Below are 4,622 nucleotides of genomic sequence, written 5' to 3'. Positions count from 1 at the left end.
TGCATTGATTTTGCCCAATAGCTTAGCTGATCGCTCTCTCGCTGCATTGAATAACGGCTCCATATCATGCTTGCTGTTTGGAAAACGCGTTAACAAAGATTGGTATTCCTCAATCTCGCCCAAAGTAATCGCTAACTCACCTTCATGTTGTTTTTTCTCTTGTTCTAGTGCATTAAGAAAGAACTCTGGAGTTTGAACAGTTATTGAATCAACGTTTGCTTTCTTATTTCTAGCTGCTCGAGGCTCAATTGTGAGCGCTTTGAATTCATTAGTTTGATGGTAACGCTTGCCTCTGCGAGTCCCAATGACAGAAAGCCAGCCTTTCTCCTCAAGTGATAGAAGTTGCTTATAAACATACTTTCGAGCTTCATCACTGCTCGTAAAGGTTGAAGTACCATTTAACAAAGCATTCCTAGCTTCTATAACAGAGAAATTGTCCATCCCTTTTTCAATCAATAGGTTAAACATATGAGGGTTAATTCTGGTTACTTTCTTCATGTGACTCTTACATGCAATAAAAACTTAGGATTGCTAAGTATACAAAAATCAGTAAAACTTAGACAATCTAAGTTATCTAAAGGTTGAAAAGAAATGTGTAAGTGCAGAAAGACAACCCAATCCCAGCGAGGCTCAAAGCTGCGCGTAAAAAAGCCAAGATCACCCAAAAAGATTTAGGGGTGAAAATCGGCATGGAACCAAGTTCTGCTAGTGGGCGAATGAACCATTATGAGAAAGGTAGACACGTACCAGATATTGGTACACTCGAACGTATGGCTGAAGAGTTAGATGTGCCGCTGAATTACTTTTTCTGTAGGAATGAGTTGAGTGCTGAGTTGGCGTGTGCGATTGATAAGCTGAGTGATGAAGAGAAGGCGACCCTATTAGAAAAACTGACACAACCTAGTTAACTCTAAGCAAGATGGCTCACTAACCAACAAGTTGCTGTATCGATAATTTGCTAAACACCTGCTTTACAAAACAAAGTTCACCAGTCTCGGCATCGGCGACATAATTTTCATAAGAAGCTATTTGCTCTATAGTTAGAGCATCTATCTGCACAGTGAAAGGATTTGTATCATTGGGAGCGTTAATTTTCTCGTAAACAGCAGCAAAGTCCTCCTCGTCAATACAATCTTTCTTTTTCTCCAAAGCGACCTCTAGTGCGGCTGCAATTAACTCTTTAATCTCACCAAGTACACCTTTGCTTGCCGATAACAATCTCATTGCGAAATCAACGTCTGTCAACGGCACCTTGAATCTTAAAGGCACTGCCTTTTCGAGAGCATCTAAAACATCTAAATAATTGTCAATTGCAGGCTCATCTGTGATCTTAATGTAAGGGAGTGTGCGTCGAACCATAATTCGCCTATTCCACTGAGAGTCTTCTAAAATTAGTCCAGCACTATGAAGTCCTACAAACACAATCGGCAAATGACACTCATCACTAATCATTTTGAGACGGTCTCTAATATCCTGCCTCTGGTTATGACTGGTTCGTTCAAACAACTCTTGGCACTCCTCAATCACTAATAATTTAAGCCCAACTCTTTTCGATGTTTCAATCACACAATCCGTTAACCCGATCTCTGAAGGCTTAGCTCTGCTATTTCTATAAGCTCCAAGTTCTTTGGCCATCCATAGTAAAGTCTCAAGTAACGTGGGTCTTACACGAGTAATAAGAACTTCATTCCTTGATAAGTTTTTCTCGATAAAATGATTAATTGTGGCTGTCTTTCCTGCACCGGTGCCAGCTGTCAGAAGCATTGATGGCGCAAAAGTGCCAAACTTCCTGCGTCTCATTATCCACTCAAGTCCAGAGAGGACTTTTTCAACCTCTGGGTAAATTGAAAAAGAGTCATGATAGTTTGCTAAAACTTCATCCCGCTCCAAATTCCTTCTCACTGTGGTCACAACTATTCCCTCCGGTTTTTGCGCTCGTTCCATTTAGACCTAAAGTTCTCTAGCGGAGTTGTTTGAGAATTGGTTTCCTGCTCTGAGATACCAAAGCTTGATTTTGACGCTCTATCACTCAGCTTGGAGTGAGGGGTATCGCTGTTAACACTGGATATCTCTGCAACTTTCTTAGTCGATTTCGCTTTTCGTTTGCGTTCAGAATGCGTTAACTGCATTAATTCTGCTTGTTCTGACTCAATTCGGTCATGCAGAGCTAGTCGAGCTTTTGCTAATGACAGTACATCCATTTCGCCTTTTATATAGGTTCTATGAGCCGCCAAAATCTTTTCATGCTCGCAAACGCTCAATCTAACGGTGTAACCAATTGGATCCTTACTTGGAACCTTCACATATCCTTTAAGCTCCTCGAGGTACACATAGATAGCGGATAAATCATCTGGGTCTACTTTTATTTTCTTTTTCAACGACTCTTTTGTTTGGGGGTACGTCTTCCTATAATCAGACAACGCTACACAGTCATAGTCTATATGCATGAACTTAATGCCTTTGTCAGTCAGCTTTCGATGCTGAAGAATTCCCATAACTACGCTAAATGCTTGCTCCTGTTCGGGTAAGAGTTTTAATGGTGGTAAAACGTCATAGCTTTGCTTCCAGTAAAGGTTTGGTATTCTTTTATGACGACTATCAGCATTAACATTGTGCACGTCTACTATCCAACGGTGGAACTCTTCTACGAAGGTACTAAAACGCATGACTGCATCTTTTTCTGGTTTGTAGTCTTCTTTTTCCAGTACGTTAGAGAATGTTTTACCCGGCACCCAGCCAACAATCCCTTGAACAATTTCACCAAATTTACGTTCAACAAATGGCTTTAACCATGGTTTGCGAACCTTGTTATAAACGACATTTATCCCAACCTCCAAGCATGCATCCTCCCAGCTTTTTGACCAAAACTCCGCACCGTTGTCGACCACCAAGTTCTCTATTTTCCCCTCGCAAAGCCATTCATTGTTGAATGAAATAGGCATTTCAGAAATGTAGCTCTTACTTTTTGTCGCATGAATAACGGCTCTAGATGCCGACACATAACTAGGAGCTTTAAAGCCTAGATGAAAGCCAATTATGCACCCACTAAAAACATCTACGAGCAGTGTCAAATGTGCTCTACCCAACGGCACCATGAGGTCATCATGCAATAGAATCAAATCCAAGGGGGTATGATCCATCTCGACTCGTTCCAAAATTCGAGTCGGCATATCCACAGATTGATAATAGTTATAGAGCTTATCTGCGTAGTATTTCCCATGCCGAGCGAGCGCGACGCTGTATGGCTCCTCTTTGCGAATACGATTCTTAAACGCTTCATATGAGACTTTGGGTATTTTTCCGGCGACTATCTTATCGTTAGCTACTGTTATCCTGTCGCTGTAAAAGATGAATGCCGCTCTAATCGACTGTCGCCTTGCGTCTAAGAACATCTTCAGAGCTTCATCATAATATTTTTCATCACCAATAACTCTGGCTTCTCGATTACCTTTAAGGTGGTTTTTATCGACCAAGCTAGTAAAACTTCCATTCGAGTCAACAAATGAATTGTGCCAACGTTGCAGTGATTTATAGCTAGGTTTCTTGGTAAGACGTGTTTTGGAGAAGTGTTTTTCAATTAGGGGGTTGAGGTTTTTAGGAGTCCAACCTCCGCTCAGTTCATTCGCAACTAAGGATAGCAATTTATACCTTTCGAGCGCTTTGCTCTTCTGCTCCTCAGGATATGAAGAGAGGTCTCGCTCAATAATCTGTGTCGACTGTAATCTCGAGTATTTAAGACGTTCGGTCTGAGTTTCAGGCAAAAGCTCATGTTCTATTTCAGAATCTTCGTTGTACTCGGGCTCGAACTCGTCATGGAATCGACCAACCATTTCATCTCACCGAAACAGTTGTACTTCCACTCAACATAGCGATATCTAAATCAACACCGGCTTTTCCTACTGCAATCAGTTTTAAAACAGAAGCGAACACCCGACCGACGGACTCTCCAATTGAGACGGCTAGATCACTGATTTTCATTGTTTCCTGTGAAATCAGATACGAATGCACTTTGAATGCAAGCTCATCGCCTTCGATACATCCACTATACCGATGTACCAACTCTGAGTTTTTGAGAAAGTACCCATCTCTAATTTGCTTATCAGTCACCAAAACAAGACCAAATCCTCTTCGATTGGCAGCCTCTTTACGAGCAGCAAATTCTTGTTTAAACGTCTTAGATAACGTTTTCGAGTGTGGTTTGACTTCCACATACTTGAATGTACCGTCAACATAGGTAGCTAGGAAATCAGGAGTGTAAGGGCGCTTTTTCCCATGGAAGTCATAGTAGAAACCCTCTGGCTGAGATTCGTAGTGAACTACATCTGGATCATATTCGAAATGATAGCAGCAGTCTCTCTCCAGACTACCCTCACACATGACAGCATCTCGGTTTTTGAGACTCGAGAATTTGTAGATGTTCTTATTAGGCGATGGCTTCCGAAGATTACGAATATACATATGCGTCCCTTTTGTTGTAACAAAACAACCAAAATAAGCTTAGGACACTTTAAGGGTTTTAAAAGGACAAGTTATGGTTTTATTGGGACAGGTTATGCTTTTAACAACATTTTTAAAGGGTGGGAACCCAGCCACATCCCGGCACACAAGTCACTCGCTGCGGC

General features: G+C 41.5%; 5 protein-coding genes. 1 reads left to right on the top strand and 4 read right to left on the bottom strand.

Features of this window, described 5'->3' with window-relative positions; genetic code table 11:
• Window positions 1–498 (bottom strand): VspR family transcription factor (locus tag AC4MRV_RS21550; RefSeq protein WP_491189334.1); only part of this gene is annotated, 498 nt, incomplete at its 3' end.
• Between the two features lie 101 nt (window positions 499–599).
• Between AC4MRV_RS21550 and AC4MRV_RS21545 the strand changes: the two genes are divergently transcribed.
• Entirely contained in the window at window positions 600–908 is a 309-nt protein-coding gene (locus tag AC4MRV_RS21545) for a helix-turn-helix domain-containing protein (RefSeq protein WP_252011408.1), read from the top strand.
• A 19-nt stretch (window positions 909–927) separates the two neighbouring features.
• Here AC4MRV_RS21545 and AC4MRV_RS21540 read toward each other — a convergent pair whose 3' ends face one another.
• The 3 genes from AC4MRV_RS21540 to AC4MRV_RS21530 are packed head-to-tail and all read right to left on the bottom strand — an operon-like array spanning window position 928 to window position 4,377.
• Window positions 928–1,911: a TniB family NTP-binding protein gene (locus AC4MRV_RS21540; protein ID WP_491189333.1), complete on the bottom strand. Its 984-nt coding sequence runs from the start codon at window positions 1,909–1,911 to the stop codon at window positions 928–930.
• A gap of 2 nt (window positions 1,912–1,913) precedes the next feature.
• Window positions 1,914–3,830, bottom strand: a complete 1,917-nt coding sequence (locus AC4MRV_RS21535) for an integrase catalytic domain-containing protein (RefSeq protein ID WP_491189332.1) — start codon at window positions 3,828–3,830, stop codon at window positions 1,914–1,916.
• Window position 3,831: 1 nt separating this feature from the next.
• Window positions 3,832–4,377 (bottom strand): TnsA endonuclease N-terminal domain-containing protein, encoded by a 546-nt coding sequence (locus tag AC4MRV_RS21530; protein ID WP_491189331.1) that lies wholly within the window; start codon window positions 4,375–4,377, stop codon window positions 3,832–3,834.
• Between the last annotated feature and the right edge of the window lie 245 nt (window positions 4,378–4,622).

Source organism: Vibrio sp. (assembly GCF_984391705.1).
The sequence above is the reverse complement of the archived record's forward strand: the minus strand, read 5'-3'. Positions and strand labels throughout refer to the sequence as shown.